Origin of the sequence: Yimella lutea, assembly GCF_006715095.1 — a bacterium.
Taxonomy (GTDB): domain Bacteria; phylum Actinomycetota; class Actinomycetes; order Actinomycetales; family Dermatophilaceae; genus Yimella; species Yimella lutea.
Genome location: NZ_VFMO01000001.1, coordinates 600,141 through 619,848, shown reverse-complemented (window position 1 = coordinate 619,848; position 19,708 = coordinate 600,141). Strand labels below are relative to the sequence as shown.

General features: G+C 67.7%; 16 protein-coding genes. 11 read left to right on the top strand and 5 right to left on the bottom strand.

Annotated features, from left to right (window positions below; translation table 11 throughout):
* Nucleotides 1-6: 6 nt before the first annotated feature.
* Together FB459_RS02870 and FB459_RS02865 are read left to right on the top strand one after the other, a co-directional pair.
* On the top strand, nt 7-3,879 hold the full coding sequence (locus tag FB459_RS02870) for a Pls/PosA family non-ribosomal peptide synthetase (protein WP_141927405.1): 3,873 nt from the start codon (nt 7-9) through the stop codon (nt 3,877-3,879).
* A gap of 55 nt (nt 3,880-3,934) precedes the next feature.
* Complete coding sequence (locus FB459_RS02865) at nt 3,935-5,239, top strand: M1 family metallopeptidase (RefSeq protein ID WP_141927404.1); 1,305 nt, start codon at nt 3,935-3,937, stop codon at nt 5,237-5,239.
* Nucleotides 5,240-5,316: 77 nt separating this feature from the next.
* Here FB459_RS02865 and FB459_RS18010 read toward each other — a convergent pair whose 3' ends face one another.
* The 3 genes from FB459_RS18010 to FB459_RS02850 all read right to left on the bottom strand — a co-directional run bounded on the left by FB459_RS18010 (nt 5,317) and on the right by FB459_RS02850 (nt 9,421).
* Nucleotides 5,317-6,087, bottom strand: a complete 771-nt coding sequence (locus tag FB459_RS18010; protein WP_281279519.1) for a LysM peptidoglycan-binding domain-containing protein — start codon at nt 6,085-6,087, stop codon at nt 5,317-5,319.
* 380 nt (nt 6,088-6,467) lie between these two features.
* The gene (locus FB459_RS02855) at nt 6,468-8,771 is read right to left on the bottom strand and encodes an MMPL family transporter (protein WP_141927402.1); all 2,304 of its coding nucleotides are present in this window, start codon (nt 8,769-8,771) and stop codon (nt 6,468-6,470) included.
* Nucleotides 8,772-8,815: 44 nt separating this feature from the next.
* On the bottom strand, nt 8,816-9,421 hold the full coding sequence (locus FB459_RS02850; RefSeq protein ID WP_141927401.1) for a TetR family transcriptional regulator: 606 nt from the start codon (nt 9,419-9,421) through the stop codon (nt 8,816-8,818).
* A 133-nt stretch (nt 9,422-9,554) separates the two neighbouring features.
* Between FB459_RS02850 and bioB the strand changes: the two genes are divergently transcribed.
* From bioB to FB459_RS02815, 7 genes are all read left to right on the top strand, one after another.
* The gene (bioB, locus tag FB459_RS02845; protein ID WP_141927400.1) at nt 9,555-10,568 is read left to right on the top strand and encodes a biotin synthase BioB; all 1,014 of its coding nucleotides are present in this window, start codon (nt 9,555-9,557) and stop codon (nt 10,566-10,568) included.
* 7 nt (nt 10,569-10,575) lie between these two features.
* Complete coding sequence (gene bsaP / locus FB459_RS02840; RefSeq protein WP_239702616.1) at nt 10,576-10,770, top strand: biotin synthase auxiliary protein BsaP; 195 nt, start codon at nt 10,576-10,578, stop codon at nt 10,768-10,770.
* Nucleotides 10,771-10,879: 109 nt separating this feature from the next.
* Nucleotides 10,880-11,560 carry a hypothetical protein gene (locus tag FB459_RS02835; RefSeq protein WP_141927399.1) on the top strand — a complete coding sequence of 227 codons (681 nt, stop codon included), beginning with the start codon at nt 10,880-10,882 and terminating at the stop codon, nt 11,558-11,560.
* Between the two features lie 63 nt (nt 11,561-11,623).
* Complete coding sequence (locus FB459_RS02830) at nt 11,624-12,913, top strand: adenosylmethionine--8-amino-7-oxononanoate transaminase (protein WP_141927398.1); 1,290 nt, start codon at nt 11,624-11,626, stop codon at nt 12,911-12,913.
* Between the two features lie 76 nt (nt 12,914-12,989).
* Nucleotides 12,990-13,679, top strand: coding sequence for a dethiobiotin synthase (bioD, locus tag FB459_RS02825; RefSeq protein WP_141927397.1), 690 nt, complete (start codon nt 12,990-12,992; stop codon nt 13,677-13,679).
* Between the two features lie 58 nt (nt 13,680-13,737).
* Nucleotides 13,738-14,532, top strand: a complete 795-nt coding sequence (locus FB459_RS02820) for a GNAT family N-acetyltransferase (RefSeq protein ID WP_211345116.1) — start codon at nt 13,738-13,740, stop codon at nt 14,530-14,532.
* 15 nt (nt 14,533-14,547) lie between these two features.
* Nucleotides 14,548-15,039, top strand: a complete 492-nt coding sequence (locus tag FB459_RS02815) for a low molecular weight protein-tyrosine-phosphatase (RefSeq protein ID WP_141927395.1) — start codon at nt 14,548-14,550, stop codon at nt 15,037-15,039.
* Nucleotides 15,040-15,215: 176 nt separating this feature from the next.
* Here FB459_RS02815 and FB459_RS02810 read toward each other — a convergent pair whose 3' ends face one another.
* Entirely contained in the window at nt 15,216-15,635 is a 420-nt protein-coding gene (locus tag FB459_RS02810) for a DUF1232 domain-containing protein (RefSeq protein ID WP_170221660.1), read from the bottom strand.
* Nucleotides 15,636-15,756: 121 nt separating this feature from the next.
* Here FB459_RS02810 and FB459_RS02805 point away from each other — a divergent pair, with 121 nt between their 5' ends.
* Both FB459_RS02805 and purB read left to right on the top strand, forming a co-directional pair.
* A complete protein-coding gene (locus tag FB459_RS02805; protein WP_141927393.1) occupies nt 15,757-16,521 on the top strand; it encodes a VOC family protein in 765 nt (254 codons plus the stop codon).
* Nucleotides 16,522-16,629: 108 nt separating this feature from the next.
* Nucleotides 16,630-18,042, top strand: coding sequence for an adenylosuccinate lyase (purB, locus tag FB459_RS02800; protein WP_141927392.1), 1,413 nt, complete (start codon nt 16,630-16,632; stop codon nt 18,040-18,042).
* Between the two features lie 160 nt (nt 18,043-18,202).
* Here purB and FB459_RS02795 read toward each other — a convergent pair whose 3' ends face one another.
* Nucleotides 18,203-19,702: an acyl-CoA carboxylase subunit beta gene (locus tag FB459_RS02795; protein ID WP_211345115.1), complete on the bottom strand. Its 1,500-nt coding sequence runs from the start codon at nt 19,700-19,702 to the stop codon at nt 18,203-18,205.
* Nucleotides 19,703-19,708 lie beyond the last annotated feature (6 nt).

Here is a 19,708-nt window from a genome sequence, read left to right as displayed (position 1 = left end):
CACAATATGGCCGCTGCTCCCGACGAAAGCGATGGATCCGTGTCCTTGTTGCGAGGCGATCTGGCCCCGGCACCCCGCACGCTCGTCGACATCTTCGCCGAGACCGTGCAGGAGTGCCCGGACGCGCCCGCCCTCGACAACGGGCGCGAGGTACTGACGTACGCCGAACTCGACGAGCGGGTCACCGAACTCAGCGAGCAGCTCGCCACCGCCGGGGTTGGACGCGGCGACCGCGTCGGCGTCCGTATCAAGTCCGGCACGACCGACCTCTATGTCGCGATCCTCGGCATCATCGCCGCGGGAGCGGCCTACGTGCCGGTGGACGCGGACGACCCGGACGAGCGCGCCCGCACCGTCTTCGGCGAGGCGCAGGTGGCTGCCGTGCTCGGCGATGACCTGGCGATCGACGTCCGCCGTGAGGCCGAACCCAAGGAGTCGGTCGAGCCGCCGACGACCGAGGACGACGCCTGGATCATCTTCACGTCAGGTTCGACCGGCAAGCCGAAGGGCGTCGCGGTCACGCACCGCAATGCTGCAGCGTTCGTCGATGCCGAGTCACGAATGTTTCTGCAGGACAGCCCGATCGGCCCGGACGACCGAGTTATGGCCGGTCTCTCCGTTGCGTTCGACGCCTCCTGTGAGGAGATGTGGCTGGCGTGGCGGTACGGCGCCTGCCTCGTCCCGGCACCACGGTCGTTGGTGAAGTCGGGGATGGACCTCGGTCCATGGTTGATCGCCAACGACATCACGGTCGTCTCGACGGTGCCGACTTTGCTGGCCCTGTGGCCGGCCGAAGCACTGTCGAAGGTGCGTCTGCTCATCCTCGGCGGCGAGGCCTGCCCGCCCGAGCTCGGCACCCGGTACGCCACCGAGACCCGCGAGATCTGGAACACCTACGGGCCCACAGAGGCGACCGTCGTCGCCTGTGGCGCGCAGCTGACCGGCGACGGCCCCGTCCGCATCGGCCTCCCGCTCGACGGGTGGGACCTCGAGGTCGTCGACACCGACGGCAACCCGGTCGCCGAGGGCGAGACCGGCGAACTCATCATCGGCGGGGTCGGCCTCGCGCGCTACCTCGACCCGGCCAAGGACGCCGAGAAGTACGCACCGATGCCGACTCTCGGCTGGGAGCGGGCGTACCGCTCCGGTGACCACGTGGTGAAGGACTCCGAAGGACTGCTCTTCGCCGGTCGCGCGGACGACCAGATCAAACTCGGCGGACTCCGTATCGAACTCGGTGAGATCGACGCCGCCCTCACCGCGCTGCCCGGAGTGCACGGCGGCGCGGCGGCGATCCGATCGACCAGCACCGGCAACAAGATCCTGGTCGGCTACCTGACCACCAAGCCCGACTTCGACCTGTCGGTGGCGATGGACCGGCTGCGTGCGGAACTGCCCGCGACGATGGTGCCGCGGCTCGCCGAGGTCGACACCCTCCCGACGCGCACCAGCGGAAAGATCGACCGCGACGCACTCCCCTGGCCCGTGCCCACGCTGCGTCCGGTCGGGCAGGAGTCTGTCGAACTCGAAGGCACCGCGAAGATGGTCGCCGACCTGTGGCTGGAGGTCATGGGCGTCGTGGTCGCCACGCCCAAGGACGATTTCTTCGAGGCCGGCGGCGGCAGCCTGACCGCGGCGCAGCTGGTGTCCCGTCTGCGCCAGACGCATCCCGAGGTGACCGTCGCCGACATCTACGACTATCCGACGGTGGGAGCCCTTGCCACACAACTGGATTCGATGGCCGCTCCGGCAAACGTGCGGGAACGCACCGTCCCGCCGACTCCACTCAAGACACAGATCGGGCAGCACGTAGGGCTGGTCGGCACGCGGGCCCTGGCCGGTATGCGCTGGATCGCCTGGTTGCTGCTGGGTACGAAGCTCACCGCCCTCGTGGTCGATCGCGATCTCCCAACGGCGTCATGGTGGCTGATCCTCCCGTTGGTGCTGATCTTTCTCACGCCTCCTGGACGAATCCTGCTGGCGACCAGCCTGATTCGCATCACGCTGGCCGGACTCAAGCCGGGTAACTACCCCCGCGGCGGCAAGATCCACATGCGACTGTGGCTGGCCGAGAAGATCGCCGAGGAGAGCGGTGCGATCCGACTGTCGAGCGCGCCCTGGATGACGACGTACGCCCGCCTGCTCGGCGCCAAGGTGGGCAAGGACGCCGACCTGCACACGATCCCGCCGGTCACCGGCATGCTCACCGTCGGTCAGTACGCCTCCATCGAGCCGGAGGTCGACCTGTCCGGGCACTGGCTCGACGGCGACCGCCTGCACATCGGGCAGGTCCATGTCCGCAAGGACTCCCGGGTGGGCACCCGGTCGACCCTCACGCCGGGCGCGATCGTCGGTCGAGGCAGCGAGATCGCCCCGGGCTCAGGCGTTTTCGGCACCGTGCCGGACGAGGAGTTCTGGAGCGGCGCACCCGCGACCAAGCTGGCCAGGATGAAGCCGCGGGAGATTGACCGCCCTCCGCACCGGCCGATCTTCACCCTCGCGTACGGCACGCTCGCCCTGTTGATCGCCGGACTGCCCGTACTTGCCACAGCTGCCGCGATCTACGTCGGCTCCCTGGTGCTCGACGACCGGTCGGCCTGGACGATGGCCGTCCCGATGGTCCTCGCCGGTGGACTGACCGGACTGACCCTTCTCACCGCGTCGATCTGGCTGCTCGCCCGACTGCTGCAGGCCAAGCTTCAGGAAGGTGAGTTCCCCGTGCACAGCGGGCAGGCTCTGCGCGCCTGGGGCACCCTGCGCCTCATGGACGAAGCGCGCGGCTGGCTGTTCCCGCTCTACTCCAGCGCGCTCACCCCGGCTTGGTTGCGCTCGCTCGGTGCCACCATCGGCAAGGACGTCGAGGCGTCCACCGTCCTGATGATCCCCAAGCTGGTCACCGTCGGGGAGGCGTCCTTCCTCGCCGACGACACCCTCGTGGGCCCCTACGAACTGCATGACGGACGCCTGCGCGTCGGCCGCACCAAGATCGGCAAGCGCGCCTTCCTCGGCAACTCCGGCATGGCCGCACCCGGCCGCAAGGTGCCCAAGCGCGGCCTCGTCGCGGTGCTGTCCGCCGCACCGAGCAAGTCCGAGAAGCCGAAGTCGGGCACGTCCTGGCTGGGCAGTCCCCCGGTGAAGCTGCGTCGCGAGTCCAGCAAGACCGACGACAGCCGAACGTTCCGACCGGCCCGCAGACTGCGGATCGCCCGCGGCATCGTCGAACTGTGCCGCATCGTCCCGGTGTTGCTGGCCTTCGGGCTGTGTGTCGCCGTGGCCGCGGCGTTGCTGGAGATCCAGCGTCACTGGGGCGTCGTGCCGATGATCGTGCTGGTCGGTCCGGTGCTGATGGTCGGCGGCGCGATCGCCTCCGGCCTGGCGTCCTTGTCGAAGTGGGTGCTGGTCGGACGCATCCGCCGCGGTGAACACCCGCTGTGGAGTTCGTTCGTGTGGCGCAACGAACTAGCCGACACCTTCGTCGAGATGCTCGCCGCCCCATGGCTCGCCCGCTCGGCGTCCGGCACCCCCGTGCTCAACCTCTGGCTGCGGACGATGGGCGCCAAGATCGGACGCGGCGTCTGGTGCGAGACGTACTGGCTGCCCGAGGCCGACCTGATCGAACTGCGCGACGGAGCAACGGTCGGCCGCGGCTGCGTCGTCCAGACCCACCTGTTCCACGACCGCGTCCTGTCGATGGACACGGTGACGCTCAAGGAAGGCGCGACGCTCGGCCCGCACGGCGTGATACTTCCCGCCGCAACCCTGGGTCGGTCGGCTACCGTCGGCCCGGTGTCGTTGGTCATGCGCGGGGAGTCGGTGCCCGACAAGACCCGCTGGTTGGGCAACCCGATCGGCGCATGGAACGAAGGCGACCAGCCGTGAACCGGTCGCTACTGCAACCACTTCCGATGACTACCGCTGTAGATGGTGAAACCTGTTGAGCCCCCTGAGCAAGAGCCCCGTCGATCCTTACCTGCCCGGGCACGGTGATGCCTCGTACGAGGTCACCCATTACGACCTCGACCTCGACTACGCGATCGAGAACAACAACCTCGCCGGCAAGGCGACGCTGCACATCCGCGCCTGCAAGAAGCTCGACGAACTGGTGGTCGACCTGCACGCGTTGAAGGTCGTCAAGATCTCCGGGGTCCGGGTGGCCCGCTACACCCACCGCGACTCACGGCTGCGGATCAAGCTGGCCAAGGAACTCGCCAAGGGCGAGGAGATCCGCCTGACGGTCGCCTACCGCGGCGTGCCGGTACCGGTGAAGGACGAGGTCGGGGACGCCGGTTGGGAAGAGCTCACGGACGGCGCGATCGTCGCCGCGCAGCCCGGCGGCGCACCGAGCTGGTTCCCCTGCAACGACCGCACGTCGAACAAGGCCACTTACACCATCACGGTCGCGACCCACCCCGACTACCTGGTGGTGTGCAACGGGATCCGCACCGCCTCCCGCCGCCGCGCTGGACGCGTGGTGTGGACCTACGAACAACGCGAGCCGATGGCTCCCTACCTCGCCACCGTCCAGATCGGGCGGTACGTCGAGGTGCCGCAGTCGGCCGATGTCCCGATGAGCGGTGCGGTGCCGCCGGCGCGACGGACCGCCTTCGAGCGTGCGTTCGCCGACCAGCCGGCGATGCTGGAGTTCTTCACCCGCCTCTTCGGGCCGTACCCGTTCGATGTCTACCGCGTCGTGGTCACCGACGAGCCGCTGGAGATCCCGCTCGAAGCACAGTCGCTGTCGATCTTCGGCACGAACTTCCTCAACCGTGGATGGGACGCCCAGCGTCTGATCGCGCACGAACTGTCACACCAGTGGTTCGGCAACGCGGTCACCATGCACTCGCTCAAAGACATCTGGCTGCACGAGGGCTTCGCCTGCTACGCCGAGTGGCTGTGGTCACAGGAGTCCGGCGGGCCCTCGACCGACGAGCGTGCCGCCGAGCACCACGCCGGTCTCACGCGCAAGACGCAGGATCTGTTGCTCGGCGACCCGGGCCAGGCGGACGTCTTCGACGACCGCGTCTACAAGCGCGGCGCGCTCACCGTCCACGCGGTGCGCAAGCGTCTGGGCGACTCCTGCTTCTTCGCGATGCTGCAGGACTGGGTCAAGGCCTACAACGGGAAGAACGTGTCCACACAGGAATTCGTGGCGTTCGCCGGCGAGCACAGCGGCGTCCGCATCGACGACCTGATCGACGCATGGGTGTACGCGCTGCCGCTGCCGCCGTTGCCTCGCTGACCGTTCCGCGACAGAACGAATCCCCCGGACGCGTGACGCGTCCGGGGGATTCGTTCAGGGGGGTGACTACCCGGTGATCAGTTCGCCGGGATGTCGAAGACCTGGCCGACGAAGATCAGGTTCGGGTTGCTGATCTTGTCGTTGTTCAGGTGGAACAGCGACTTCCAGTTGTTCAGACCGAGCTTCTCGGCGATCTTGCCAAGGGTGTCGCCCGACTTCACCGTGTAGGTGTCACCGGTGCTCTGCACCTTCGGGGTCGCGCGGGTGACCTCGTGCTTGTGCTGCTTGACCTTCTTGGGGGCCTGCTGCACGGGAGCCTGCTGCTGCACCGGAGCCTGCTGCTGCACCGGAGCCTGCTGCTGGTAGCTCTTCTTCGGCGCCTGGTACTGCTTCTTCGGCGCCTGGTAGGTCGGAGCCTGCTGCTGCGGAGCCTTGCGCGTAGCGCTGCGCGAGGTCTGCTGCTGCGCAGCGGCCTGGGCCGGGGCGGTCGAGGAGGTGGCGCCACCGTTGGCGCGGGTGAGACCCGCACGCACGGAGCACACCGGCCACGCGCCGGGGCCCTGCACCGCGAGGGTGCGCTGGGCGACACGGATCTGCTCGGCCTTGCTGGCGTTGGCCGGCGAGCCGGAGCCACCGAAGCCGCTCCAGGTCTGCTGGCTGAACTGCAGTCCGCCGTAGTAGCCGTTACCGGTGTTGATGCTCCAGTTGCCACCCGACTCACACTGTGCGACGCGGTCCCAGACTGTCTCGGCCTTGGCCTCGCCGGCGGTACCGAACGACACGGCAGCCGCGGCAGCGGCGCCCGTCACGGCGAGGGTGGAGATTCGGGTCTTGCGGTTGTTGAGCAAAATGCTTCCCTTCGGTTTGCTGCCTCACCAGGCGCACGCAAGCCTCCGATCGGTCGGCTCGTCATGCACCGCGGCGCCTCGTCTGGCTCCGGAAGTTCCGGACGCGACGTTCACCTGGGAGGTACGGCGAGCGAACGTGCCAGCTCCCGACGCAACTCATTGGTCCGAGCGGTCGGGCAACCATGCGGTCAGGGGCAACAACGCGACACGTCGACGAAGTGTTACAGGAAGGTCACGAAATGTGACATGACTCACATCCGGACTGCCGCGTGCGACCGACCGAACTTTGCGTCTTTCCGGGGCTGGGGCGGGTATGACGACGGGGTCGCGCCCTCCCCCGAAAAAAGGGCGCGACCCCGCCTGCTGTGTGGGCCCGAGGATCAGTCGTCCTCGAGCACCGGCTCCTTCTCCAGCTCCGGGTGGATACCGACGAGCTTCTCGCCCTCGACGTCGACCGACGGCAGGATCTTGTCCAGCCACTTCGGCAGGGACCACGCCTTGTCGCCCATCAGGTACATGAGTGCCGGGATGAGCGTCATCCGGATGACGAACGCGTCGAAGAAGACCGCGATCGCCAGCGCGAAGCCCATCGATTGGATCAGCGAGTTGTCCTGCAGGATGAACGCGGCGAAGACGGAGATCATGATCGCCGCAGCCGCGGAGACCACACGGGCGCCGTGGCGGAAGCCGTCGACCACCGCCTCGCGGGCCGACATGCCGTGCACGTACGCCTCCCGCATCCGGGTGACCAGGAAGACCTGGTAATCCATCGCCAGGCCGAACACCAGACCGATCAGGATGATCGGCATGAAGCTCACCAGCGGTGCGCCTTCGACGAGGCCGAACGTGCCTTCCTGGAAGATCAGCACGGTCGCACCGAGCGTCGCAAGCACCGACAGCAGGAAGCCGAGCGTCGCGGTCAGCGGCACCAGCAGCGACCGGAAGACCAGCAACAGCAGGAGGAACGCCAGGCCGATGACCACCGCGAGGTAGATCGGCAGCGCCTCGGTCAGCCGCTCCGAGACGTCCGTCTGGATGGCGGTCACACCGGTGATCCCGATGTCGGTCCTGGTCTGCGACTCGATGCCGGACTCACCGCCGCGCAGCGCGTGCAGCAGGTCCTCGGTCTTCGTGTCGTCAGCGGCGGTCTTGGGCGTGATGAGCACCTGAGCGCCCGACATGTCCTTGTTGACCGCGACCATCTGGGCGTTCGCGACGTTGTCCTGCCCGGCCGCCCACTGGACGACCTTGTTGTAGGCGGCGACGCGCTCCTGCGGGGTCTTCAGCGACGAACCGTCCACGACGGTCACCAGCGGGGACTGCCGCCCTTCGCCGAACGCCCCGGCGACCAGGTCAGCAGCCTTGCGCTGCGTAGTCGACTTGGCGGCCGTGGAGTCGGTGGGCAACGCGAGGTGCAGGTCCTTCATCGGCACGGCCAGCGCACCGAGCAACACGACCACGAGAGCGACGATGGCGGCCGGCTTCTTGCCCAGGAAACGGGCCCAGCGGACGCCGTTGTTGAGCGGGCGACCGTCCTCGTCCAGCGGGTCCTTGTGACGACGGACGCGTCCGGCGAAGGCCTTGCTCTTGAACATTCCGAGGATCGCGGGCAGCAGGGTGAGGGCGACGAGCACCGCGAAGAACACCGTGCCGGCAGCTGCCATACCCATCGAGGTCAGGAACGGGATGCCGACGACGGCGAGCGCCGCCAGGGCGATCAGCACGGTCAGACCGGCGAACACGACGGCGGAACCGGCCTTTCCGACAGCAAGACCTGCGGCATGCGCACGATCCTCGGTGTGCCGCAGCTCCGCGCGGTAGCGAGCCAGGATGAACAGCGTGTAGTCGATGCCGACCGCGAGGCCGATCATCGTCGCGAGGATCGGCGTGGTGGTGCCGATGGTCGTGAAGGCGGTAGCGATGTACATCCCGATCATGCCCATCGCGACACCGAAGAACGCGGCGATGATCGGCATACCGGCGGCTACGAGCGAGCCGAAGGTGATGATCAGGACGATCGCGGCGACGGCGATACCGATCAGCTCAGCACTGCCGCCGGTCTCCGGGATCGCCTGCATGCCCTGACCGTTGACCTCGATCTGCATACCGCTGGTCTTCGCGTGCTTTTGAAGCACCTCGGTCAGCTTGTCCTTGGTCGCCGGCTTCACGTCCGGTACGGCAGGTACGTCGAAATCGAAGGTGATCGTGCCGACCCGGCCGTCTGCGGAGAGCGGCAGGAGCACCTTCGCGTTCGCCTCGGCGACGGCCTTCGGAGCACCGTTCTTCATCGCGCCCTGCACGGCCATCTTGTACTGCGCATCGGCTGCGGGCACCGGCGGCGCGATCTGCGTCTTCGGCATCTGCGGGACGGTGGCGAGGTCCTTGACCAGCGCACCGGCGGCCTGCTGGTACTTCGCCTCGCGCAGCGAGTGGCCCTCGGGCGCGGCCAGCACGACGTTGACCGTGGCGGCGTTCTCGACGTCCTTGGCGTCCGGGAACAGCTTCTTCTGCATGTCCTGCGCCTGGAGCGAAGGAATTCCGGGAATGCTGAAGGAGTCGGCCATCGGCTTGGAGACGGCGCCGGCGAGCGCGCCGAATCCGATCACGGCCAGCAGCCAGGCGGCGATGAACACCGGCCATTTGCGGTAGGCCGTACTGCCGAGGCGGTACAGGAAGGTAGCCATAGCTTCTTTCTTCTCGTGCGGGTGGAAGTCGTCGGGAATCGCGGTCAGCGGCCGAGCAGGTCGTGCGCGACCTGGAGATTGGCGGCGTAGAACTCGTTGAAGGAGTGGGCGCCCTCGTCGGCCACGAACTGCTGCATGGTCACTTCGACCAGTGCCAGCAAAGTGGCGATCGCGACCCGGACGCGCGGGTGGTCGGGCGGCAGGTCTTCTCGTTCACCGATCACGCCGGCGAACTCACCGATGTGGTGACGTGCGCGCTGCAGGGCCTCATGGGTGAGTTTCGGATTGCGCTCGAAGCACTGCGTCACCTTGACCATGGCCGCCCGGTCGAGTTCCGGGTCGTCGAACATGACCCTGACCATCTCGACGCAGTCGTCGATCAGGACCCCCGTAGGCCCACCCGCTTTGAACGTCGCGAGGGTGGCGGCGTCGATGCGCGGACCGTCTCCGAGGACGGCGTCGAGTTTCGTGGGGAAGTAGTTGAACAACGTCCGGCGCGACACCTCGGCGGCGTCGGCGAGTTGGTCGAGGGTGAACTCGTCGTAACCGTGATCGGCGGCCAACCGCTGGGCGCAGCGGGTGATCCGCTGGGCGGTGCGGTGCTTGTTCAGCGAGCGCCGGCTGAGCTCATGGAGGTCGGATTCGGGCACTGGTCAATATTTGCCCTTTGGGGGCGGAGGGTGCAACTTTGCACTCAGTGAGTTGCGCCACGCCGGCCCCGGTGACCGCCGAGTAGCGGGTCCGGCGAAAGCCCTGTGCCGGCCTGCGGCAGGATCGTGCGCCATGACCAGCACCACAGCGAACACCTCGATCCTCGAACGCGCGCGGGACCGCGTCCTCATCAAGGGCGAAGGACTCACCTACGACGAGATCGTCGAGGTGCTGCGCACGCCGGACGAGATGCTCCCGGACCTGCTCGCTCTGGCCCACGAGGTGCGACTGGAGTTCAACGGTGAAGAGGTCGAGGTCGAGGGAATCGTCTCGCTCAAGACCGGCGGCTGCCCCGAGGACTGCCACTTCTGCAGCCAGTCCGGTCAGTTCACCTCCCCGGTGCGCAGCGTGTGGCTGAACATCCCCGAGTTGGTGAAGGCCGCGCAGCAGACCGCCGCCACCGGCGCGACCGAGTTCTGCATCGTCGCCGCGGTCCGTGGGCCGGACGAGCGGCTGATGTCGCAGATGCGCGACGGCGTGAAGGCGATCAAGGAAGCGGTCGACATCCAGGTCGCGGCGTCCCTCGGCATGCTCACCCAGGAACAGGTCGACCAGATGGTCGAGATGGGTGTGCACCGTTACAACCACAACCTCGAGGCCGCGAGGTCGTTCTTCCCGCGGGTCGTCACCACCCACTCCTATGAGGAGCGGTGGGACACCTGCCAGATGGTGAAGGCGTCCGGCATGGAGTTGTGCTGCGGCGGCCTGGTCGGTATGGGCGAGACGCTGGAGCAGCGGGCCGAATTGGCTTCGCAGCTGGCCGAACTCGAGCCACACGAGGTGCCGTTGAACTTCCTCAACCCGCGCCCCGGCACCCCGTTCGGTGACCTGGAACCGATGGACTCCAAGGACGCGCTGCGCACGATCGCGGCATTCCGGTTGGCGATGCCGCGGACGATCCTGCGATACGCGGGCGGACGCGAGTTGACCCTCGGTGACCTGGGCACGCGCGACGGACTGCTGGGCGGCATCAACGCCGTCATCGTCGGCAACTACCTGACCACCCTGGGACGCAATCCCAAGCAGGACCTCGAACTGCTCGACGAGTTGCAGATGCCGATCAAGGCACTGAACGCTTCCCTGTGAGCCGGTGGTGAGTGACGACCGCTACTGCGCCCGGTGCGGTGAGCCGGTGGCCGAGGGCGACCACGAAGTGTGCGCACGCTGGTTGGCGGCCGAGGAACCTCCGCGGTTCTGTACGAAGTGCAAACGCCGGATGAAGGTGCAGGTCACCCCGACACACTGGAGCGCGACCTGCGTCCAGCACGGTGAGTTGGAGGGCGGTTGAACGACCCGTTTTGCGGAATCGCCGAGGAAACCCTCACCGTCGGCGCGGCGAGCGAACTAGGTTTGATCCGAGCGGCCGAGGCAGGCCGCACGACTTCAGGAGGAAGCAGATGTCACAGCCGACAGGCGGGTCGTACGACGGCCAGGGCGGCTCGCTCGGCCAGAACTGGGGCCAAGGGGACGCGGGCCAGGGTTCGAGCCAGGGTTCGAGCCAGGGTTACGGTCAGCAGCAGGCAGGCGGCCAGGGCGGCTCGCTCGGCCAGAACTGGGGTTCGCCCGAGGCCGACAACCAGGCCGGTTCGCAGTCCACCCAGGAGTGGGGGTCCCAGGGTGGCGGTTCGTCTGCCGCGCAGGGTTACGGCCAGGGTTCACAGAACTCCGGGCAGTCCTACGGCCAGCAGTCCTACGGCGACAACTCTCCCGCCTACGGCACCGGCCGTTCGGGCAACCAGAGTGGCTTCCAGCCGACCGGTAACTCCGGTGGTGGCGACGGCGCCGGCGCGATGTTCAGCGACAAGTTCAGCAAGTCGCTCACCGAGAAGATCGCGCCGCTCGCCTTCATGCTGATCAGCGCGGCTGCGATCCTCTGGGGTCTGACCGACATCCTGCACGGCTTCATGGGCGACACCATGGGTGACGGCGACAACAGCGTCACGATGAAGATGAAGGTCTTCCCGGCCGTCCTCAACATGCTCGCCGACCTGGCCATCGTAGGTGCCGTGATCTTCGGCGCGCGCGTTCTGCTGGAACTGGCGGTCAACGTCGCCAAGCTCACTCGCAAGCGCGACTGACGCATTACTTCGAGGTAGGAGGGTCCGGGCGCTACCCGGACCCTCCTGCTGTTTGATGGGCGGGTGCCGTCGCCAGACCTATTCGACTTCGACCGTGAACACCTTTGGCATCCATACGCATCCGCCACCCGACCCACCACGACGCACCTGGTCGAGTCGGCGTCGGGCGTGCGACTTCGGTTGCGGACAGCCGATGGCGAGCGCCACGAGGTCATCGACGCCATGGCCTCGTGGTGGTGCGCGATCCACGGGTATGCGGTACCGGAACTGGACGCGGCCGCCCGCTCGCAACTCGACCGCATGTCGCACGTCATGTTCGGTGGATTGACCCACCAGCCCGCGATCACGTTGGCCGACAAGCTCATTCGCCTCGCACCGGGTGACTCGCTGCAGCACGTGTTCTTCGCCGACAGTGGCTCGGTCGCCGTCGAGGTCGCGTTGAAGATGGCCTGGCAGGCGCACGCCGCCGCGGGCCGTCCGCGCTCGAAGGTGTTCACGATCCGTGACGGGTATCACGGCGACACGATGTCCCCGATGAGCGTCACCGACCCGGTGAACGGGATGCACACGCTCTTTCGAGGGGTGCTGCCGCAGCAGATCTTCGCGCCACAACCGCCCGGTGGGTTGGACGCCGACATCTCCGCCTGGGAGGTCGAGACGCGAGCACTCTTCGAAAAGCACGCGGACGACATCGCCGCGGTGATCGTCGAGCCGGTGCTCCAGGGAGCCGGAGGGATGTGGATCCATCCACCGTCGGCGGTTCGCGTGCTCGGCGACCTCGCCCGGTCATCCGGCGCGCTGCTGGTGTTCGACGAGATAGCAACCGGATTCGGCCGTACCGGCACGATGTGGGCGGCCGACCGGTGCGGCGTCGTCCCCGACGTCCTGTGTGTCGGAAAGGCGTTGACCGGCGGGTATCTGACCCTTGCCGCAGTGTTGTGCACCTCGCAGGTCGCCGATGCAGTCTCGGCCGATCCTGCCGGCGCCCTCATGCACGGGCCGACCTTCATGGCGAACCCGTTGGCGTGTGCGGTCGCGTCCGCATCCATCGACCTGCTCGGCGACGACCTCCTCGAGCGCGTGAATTCGCTTGGCTCACGGCTGTCTTCGAGGATCGAACCCGCCCGTGCACTGCCGGGAGTAGCCGACGTCCGGTCGATCGGAGCTGTCGGAATCATTCAGCTCGACGCGCCGCGCGACCACGCCGCAGCGTCCCGGGTCGCTCTGGAACACGGCGTGTGGCTGCGCCCGTTCCGAGACCTGATCTACGCGATGCCGCCGTACGTCTGCTCCCCGGACGAGGTGGAGAAGATCGGCGCAGCCATGGTGGCGGCGACCCGGGCTGTCGCATGACGCTGTTCGAGGAACGTCCGTACCGCAAACCACAACAGGCCTGAGTCATCCCAGGACGAGGTGCGACAGTGGTCGCATGAGCACACCTGTCCTCGTCATCACCGGCACCGACACAGAGGTCGGCAAGACCGTCGCCACGGCGGTCATTGCGGCGGCCCTGGCCGCCCGCGGCCAACGCGTCCTGGCGATCAAGCTCGCCCAGACCGGCGTGGGTGAGAACGAGGACGGCGATGCGCAAACGATCGCCCGGCTCGCCGGCGTCGAGGTCGACGAGCACCTGCGGCTGCCCGATCCGCTGGCTCCGGACGTGGCCGCCGAACTGGCCGAGACCTCGATCCCGACGGTGGGCGAACATGCCGAACGCGTCGCCGAACAGGCGCAGAGCGATCGCTACGACGTCATCCTGGTGGAGGGGTCCGGCGGGCTGCTCGTTCGGCTCGACAGTGAGGGCGCGACCCTGGCCGATCTGGGTACCCCGTTGGAAGCCAAGGGGATCCGTACCGGCTATGTCGTGGTGGTTCGGCCCGGACTCGGCACCCTCAACCACACGGCACTCACGCTGGAAGCACTCCGCATCCGCGGACTCGACCTGGTCGGCGTCGTCATCGGGTCGGCATCCGACCAGCCCGACCTCGCCGAACGCACCAACGTCGACCGACTGCGCACGCTGGCCGAGGGTCAATTGCTCGGCGCGGTGCCGAGCGGCGCCGGTGACCTCCCTCCGCAAACCTTCCGTGAGCAGGCCCCGACCTGGATTCGCCTCTGACGGGAGCCGTCCCGAAAAGAGATGGGCTCGCGGCCGATCGGCGAGGATGATGGCCGCCATGACCGACGACATCGCCCGACTGCTGCAGGCGTACGACGACCAACTTCGACGGGACGCGGAGGTGGTGGGCGCGCTCTCCTTCACCAAGGACGGACCGCTGGTACGCGGTGTCTTCGGCTGGGGCGGCTTCACGACCTACCGCTCGCTCGGCGGCGTCGATGACCTCGACGAACTCATCGAACGCACCATCGCGCACTACCGCGACGAGACCGAGGTGGCCCGCTTCGAATGGAAGACCAGGGGGCACGATCAACCGGCCGATCTCGGACAACGCCTGGTCGCGCAGGGCTTCCAGGCCGAGGAACTGGAGACCGTGATGGTCGGCCCGGTCGAACATCTGGTGCAGGATGTCGAACTGCCGCCAGGGGTACGCATCCGGCAGGCCGGGGTGGCCGGTGACTTCACCGACGACGTGACCCGCGCCAATCACCTGCAGAACGCCGGCTTCGGTGGCGGCGACGCGACGGCTGTCGAGACCATCGATCGGCTCGAACGGTCCCGAGGCAACGCGACCATGTGGCTGGCCGAGGACGGCGACGAGGTGATCAGTGCCGGACGACTCGAGATCGTGCCGGGCACCGACTTCGCGGGCCTCTGGGGCGGTGTGACCCACGCTGCCCGCCGTGGCCAGGGCATCTATCGCGCGCTGACCGCGGCTCGGGCGGCGCACGCACAGCAAGCCGGAGTGAAGTTCATGCAAAGCGACTGCTCCCCGATGTCGCAGCCGATCCTCGAACGCAGCGGCCTGACCGCCGTCACCACCACGACCCCGTACATCTGGACGCGGGTCTGAGACACAATCGTCGGCATGACCGATCCGTACCGCGTCTGCGTCGTCTGCACCGGCAACATCTGCCGCTCCCCCATGGGCGAGGTGATCCTGCGTGAGCTCGTTGAGCGGGAAGGCTTGTCGGACAAGGTGATTGTCGACTCCGCCGGCACGGGCGGGTGGCACGTCGGTGACCCGGCCGACCCGCGGACGCTGACCGCACTCACGTCCGGCGGTTACGACGGGTCTGCGCACCGGGCACGTCAATTGAGCGCTGACGACCTGACCGAGCGCGACCTCATTGTCGTGGCCGACCGTGGCCACCTGGACGAGGTGGAGCAGATGGTCGAGGCGGGAAAGGGCAGCGCGCACATCCGACTGCTGCGTGAGTTCGATCCGGACGCCGACAAGGACGAGGTCGACGACCCCTACTTCGGTGACGGGGTCGGATTCGACCGCTGCCGGGACGAGGTCGAGGCCGCCTGCCGCGGCCTGGTCGAGCACCTGAAGACCGTCACGTCACAGCGCTGAGCCCGACACGCAGGGCGGCGGCGAAACCCGGGCCGGCAGAACGACCTTCACCGAGACCGCCTCCGCGGTCTCGACCGCGGTGCTCCTCGGGCTGGTCACCTGCGGCGGCTACTTGATGCTGGCTGTCTCCGACTTCTCCGCTGTGTGGTGACAACCTCACCCAGTGCGGCCGGCGCCTACTCTCCCAGTTCGTCGACCGGGTGCCCCTCGGAGCCGGAGGCCACGCGGGCGACCCAACGCACGACGGTGAGGTCGTCGATCAGGCCGTGTCTACTGTCATCCGGGATGGCGTCGTGCGGCATGACGAGGTACTGCAGGCCGGCGATCACCAGCCGCAGCCGGGCCGAGCGGGTGGCGTCCAGGGACGCGTACGGCTCGCCGCTCTCCAGGAACGCCTCGACGACCGCCGCGGCGATGTCGATGTTGACCGCGATCGGCTTGGCCCGCAAGAACTCCGACTCGATGACCTTCATCTCGACCTCCGCGAGCAACACGCGGAGTCGGTGGTCGTCATGGGCTGCGTCTTCGGCCATCCGGCGGCAGCGCGCGAAGGGTTCGGAAGCGAGCAGGCGCCGGGTAGCGGCATCAGCAGGCATGTTCCGAGGGTAGGCAGTTCGAGGAGGTCGGCGAGTCGGAATCCGCCAAACCCGCACCGATTCGACACCTTCGACCCGCCCGCGACATAGGGTCGAACGAGATATCGGACGAAGGAGCACCATGGCGATTCACACCGGCACCTGGCCCAACGGCGTCCCCTGTTGGGTCGATTGCTCGTACCAGGAAGCACACCGTGGACTGCATCACGCGAAGGATTTCTACGGGCGCCTGTTCGGGTGGCGCGTCGTCGACAGCGACGACGACTACGCGATCTGTCTGAAGGACGACCACCCGGCTGCGGGGATCACGCTCACCCAGGACGAGAACGCGCCGACCGTGTGGAACACCTACCTCGCGGTGGACGACGTCGACACCTTCGTCCAGCGGGTGGCCCAAGCGGGTGGGCAAATCATCCTGCCACCGCAGGAAGTCGGTGCATCGGGAAGCATGGCGTTCTGCAGCGACCCGACCGGCGCCGTCTTCGGTCTCTGGCAGGGCGGTGAGCACCCCGGCTTCGGGATCAGCGGCGAGGCCGGCACGGTCGCCTGGAGCACCCTGCTGACCAAGGACCTCGACGCTGCCCGCGCGTTCTACGCCGAGGTCTTCGGCTACACCTACGTCGACGCCGACGAATACGGCGTTGTGGCGGCGCTGCCCGACGGCACCCGCATCTGCAGCATCCACCTGGCCGACCAGTTGCCGGACGATGCGTCCGCCAGTTGGCTGCCCCACTTCGGCGTCGCCGACCGCGACTCCTCGGCGCAATTGGCGCAGGAACTCGACGGATTCATCCTGATGACCTTCGACTCCCCGATGGGTCCGGAGGCGATCATCCAGGCCAAGCACGGCGAGGTGTTCGGCATCGTCGAGGTAGAAGAGGCCTGACCCCTTTCGCCGAGTGGCCGGGTCACGAACTGGTGGCCGGGTTATCGCCCGGCCGCTGGTTCATATCCCGGCCACTCGGCGTACGGGAGCGCTGGAAGAATGTGGGCCATGCGTTCCCTCGCCGACACCCAGCCGCCCATCGCCCTCGGAGCACTCGACGGTCGTTACCGCGCTGCGGTCTCCCCGCTCGTCGACCACCTGTCCGAGGCGGCGCTCAACCGGCAACGGGTCAACGTCGAGGTCGAGTGGCTGATCCATCTCACCGCCCAGGGCGCGGTGCCCGGCGTCCGTACGCTCACCGAGTCCGAGCAGCAGCAACTTCGTGACGTCGTCGAGAACTTCGACCAGGACGACGTCACTGAACTCGCCGAGATCGAGCGCGAGACCGTCCACGACGTCAAGGCGGTGGAGTACTACCTCAAGCGGCGACTGACCGCGATCGTCGGCGAGGACGACGCCAAGGGTCTGGCCGAACTCATCCACTTCGCGTGCACGAGCGAGGACATCAACAACCTCTCGTACGCGCTGATGGTGCAGGGCGCGACCCAGCAGGTCTGGCTGCCCCGTGCGACTGCATTGGTGGACGCCGTCTCCACCATGGCGAACGACCTCAAGGACGTTCCGCTGCTGGCACACACGCACGGGCAGCCGGCGACCCCGACCACGATGGGCAAGGAACTCGCGGTCCTTGCGCACCGACTGCGCCGCCAGCTCAAGCGCATCGAGCGAGCGGAATTCCTCGGAAAGATCAACGGTGCGACCGGCACCTACGGCGCCCACACCGCCGCCGTCCCGAGCACCGACTGGGTGGAGATCAGCCGGACGTTCGTCGAAAGCCTTGGGCTGCAGTGGAATCCGCTGACCACGCAGATCGAGAGCCACGACTGGCAGGCCGAGCTCTACAGCGACATCGCCCGCTTCAACCGCATCCTGCACAACCTGTGCACGGATGTGTGGACCTACATCTCGATGGGCTACTTCGCCCAGGTGCGCGGCCAGGGCACGGTCGGATCGTCGACGATGCCGCACAAGGTCAACCCGATCCGCTTCGAGAACGCCGAGGCGAACCTCGAGGTCAGCAGCGCACTGCTGGACGTTCTCGCGTCCACCCTCGTGCAGTCGCGCCTGCAGCGTGACCTCACCGACTCCTCGATGCAGCGCAACATCGGCACCGCGTTCGGCCATTCGCTGCTCGCTATCGACAACGCCGGACGTGGCCTCGCCGGCCTCGACGCCGTCCCGGAGGCCATGGCGGCCGACCTCGACGCGAACTGGGAGGTGCTCGGTGAGCCGATCCAGTCGGCGATGAGGGCCCTCGGCGCACAAGGAGTTCCCGGGATGGAGCAGCCGTACGAGCGGCTCAAGGAACTCACCCGCGGACGTCGGATCAACTCCGACGACCTGCAGGAGTTCGTCCGCGGACTCGGCCTGCCCGAGGAGGTGCAGGCCCGCCTGCTCGCCCTCACCCCCGCCACCTACGTCGGCCTGGCCCCGCAGCTCGTCGCCTACCTAGACCGCTGAGAACGCGGAGTCGCCCTGGGCGGGAACAACGAGGAACGCGAGCGGTTTCGGCGCGTACGGATTCGTTCCTCATCCGTACGGCTCAACCAGCGGAGATTGCGAGCTCATCCACCACCGCTGGTTGAGCCTGGACGCAGCGGTCGACCACGGGCCGCAGAAGTCAGCGTGCGCGAACGAAGGTGCGGGCGATCAACGACCTGGTTTCGGCCGGGTCGATCACGTCGTCGATCTCGAAGACCCGGGCGGCGTTGAGCGCCTTGGCGTGCTGCTGCATGAGAGCCGTCTGTTCCTTGACCGTCTGTTCACGCTCCTCGGCCGGCAGAGCGGCGAGCTCCTTGGCCATGCCGAGGCGGACTGCACCTTCCAGACCCATCGGACCCAGGTGGGCGTCCGGCCACGCGACGGTCAGCAGCGGGCGGTGCGTGCTCCCGCCGAGCATCGCCTGCGCTCCGAGCCCGTACCCGCGTCGCAGCACCACACCCACCAGCGGCGTGGTGAGCCGCGCGCCGGCGGTCACCAGCCTGGACGCTTCACGGACCAGTCCATCCTGCTCGGCGTCCGGGCCCACCATGAAGCCGGGAGTGTCGACGAGCGACACCACGGGAAGTTGCCAGCGCTCGCACAGGTCGAGGAAGTCCGCTCCCTTCGCGGACGCCGCGGTGGTCAGCGCCCCGGCGAGGTGCGCCGACTGGTTCGCGATGAAACCGACCGGCATCCCCTCGACACGCGCGATGCACGTGACGAGCTCAGGCGCCCACCCAGAGCGCAGCCAGGTGATCGAGTCCGTGTCGGCGAGGGTCTCGATAACCCGATGGACGTCGAAGGACTCCCGTTCGTTGTGCGGCAGGATCTCCCGGGCGAGATTATGCTCCTCGGACGGCGCGTCCGGTTCGTGGGCGCGGGCCCCGAGATAGCCCAGGATGCGCCGGGCGACCTCGACGGCTCCCTCTTCGTCCTCCGCCACGACATCGAGCACCCCGTTCGCGCACTGGACGTTGACCGGACCGATCTCCTCGGGCGCGAACTGACCCAGGCCACCACCGGCGATCATGGCCGGTCCGGCCATGCCGAGGTTCGCGTCCGGAGTGGCGATCCGCAGGTCGGCACATCCGGCGAGCACTGCATTTCCGGCGAAGCATCGTCCCGAGACGATCGCGATCTTCGGGATGCGTGCGGCGCCCCAGATCGCGAACAGGTCGAGGTCGAGGTAAGAGACCCCGGGCAGGTCGGTGTCTCCCGGACGTCCCCCGCCGCCTTCGGTGAAGAACACCGTCGGGACGTTCATGCGAAGGGCGGTCTCGACCAGGCGGTCGGTCTTGTGGTGCCCGCGCATTCCCTGCGTGCCGGCCATGACCAGGTAGTCGTAGGACAGCACCGCACACGGCGCACCGTCGACGGTCGCAGTGCCGCCGATGATGCCGTCGGCCGGCGCCTCGACCACGAGGTCGGCGAGGGGACGCCGCTGCTCCTGGGCAGGCGTGACGAAGCGCCCGTACTCGATGAACGACCCGTCATCGACGAGGTCGGCGATGTTCTCGCGGGCGGTGCGCCGTCCCTGGGCGTGACGCTTGGCCACCTTGTCGGCACGAGCTTCATCGCCGGTCAGGTAGCGGCGGGCGAGAACCTCATTCAGTCCTTGCACCGGGACGTCGTCAGTCACGCGCCG

What these genes read in the sequence shown, in the direction of transcription:
- bioB (WP_141927400.1), top strand. Translation starts at nt 9,555, where the DNA reads ATGACCAGCACCACAGCGAACACCTCGATCCTCGAACGCGCGCGGGAC.
- purB (WP_141927392.1), top strand. Translation starts at nt 16,630, where the DNA reads ATGCGTTCCCTCGCCGACACCCAGCCGCCCATCGCCCTCGGAGCACTC.
- FB459_RS02835 (WP_141927399.1), top strand. Translation starts at nt 10,880, where the DNA reads ATGTCACAGCCGACAGGCGGGTCGTACGACGGCCAGGGCGGCTCGCTC.
- FB459_RS02870 (WP_141927405.1), top strand. Translation starts at nt 7, where the DNA reads ATGGCCGCTGCTCCCGACGAAAGCGATGGATCCGTGTCCTTGTTGCGA.
- FB459_RS02855 (WP_141927402.1), bottom strand. Translation starts at nt 8,771, where the DNA reads ATGGCTACCTTCCTGTACCGCCTCGGCAGTACGGCCTACCGCAAATGG.
- FB459_RS02815 (WP_141927395.1), top strand. Translation starts at nt 14,548, where the DNA reads ATGACCGATCCGTACCGCGTCTGCGTCGTCTGCACCGGCAACATCTGC.
- bioD (WP_141927397.1), top strand. Translation starts at nt 12,990, where the DNA reads ATGAGCACACCTGTCCTCGTCATCACCGGCACCGACACAGAGGTCGGC.
- FB459_RS02820 (WP_211345116.1), top strand. Translation starts at nt 13,738, where the DNA reads ATGACCGACGACATCGCCCGACTGCTGCAGGCGTACGACGACCAACTT.
- FB459_RS02805 (WP_141927393.1), top strand. Translation starts at nt 15,757, where the DNA reads ATGGCGATTCACACCGGCACCTGGCCCAACGGCGTCCCCTGTTGGGTC.
- FB459_RS02810 (WP_170221660.1), bottom strand. Translation starts at nt 15,635, where the DNA reads ATGCCTGCTGATGCCGCTACCCGGCGCCTGCTCGCTTCCGAACCCTTC.